General features: G+C 68.0%; 1 protein-coding gene. It reads right to left on the bottom strand.

Features of this window, described 5'->3' with window-relative positions; genetic code table 11:
* Positions 1–591: GTP-binding protein (locus MFF56_RS31905; protein WP_238232223.1), on the bottom strand; the 591-nt coding region annotated here is incomplete at both ends.

Here is a 591-nt window from a genome sequence, read left to right on the forward strand (position 1 = left end):
CCGCGCTCGACGCGACCCGTCACCACCGTGCCGCGGCCCGAGATCGAGAACACGTCCTCGATCGGCATCAGGAACGGCAGGTCGATCGGGCGCTCCGGCTGCGGGATGTAGGCGTCGACCGTCTCCATCAGCTTCAGAACGGCGTCGCGGCCGATCTTGGGCTCCTTGTCCTCGAGCGCCATCAGGGCCGAGCCCTTGGTGATCGGGATGTCGTCGCCGGGGAAGTCGTACTTCGAGAGGAGCTCGCGCACCTCCAGCTCGACGAGCTCCAGGAGCTCCTCGTCATCGACCATGTCGACCTTGTTGAGGAACACCACCAGCGCCGGCACGCCGACCTGGCGGGCGAGCAGGATGTGCTCGCGGGTCTGCGGCATCGGGCCGTCGGCCGCCGACACGACCAGGATCGCGCCGTCCATCTGGGCGGCGCCGGTGATCATGTTCTTCACGTAGTCGGCGTGGCCGGGGCAGTCGACGTGGGCATAGTGGCGGTTGGTGGTCTCGTACTCGACGTGGGCGGTCGAGATCGTGATGCCGCGCGCCTTCTCCTCGGGGGCCTTGTCGATCTGGTCGTAGGCCGTGAAGGTCGCGCCG

The organism is Methylobacterium hispanicum, assembly GCF_022179285.1.
In the GTDB taxonomy this organism is placed as follows: domain Bacteria; phylum Pseudomonadota; class Alphaproteobacteria; order Rhizobiales; family Beijerinckiaceae; genus Methylobacterium; species Methylobacterium hispanicum.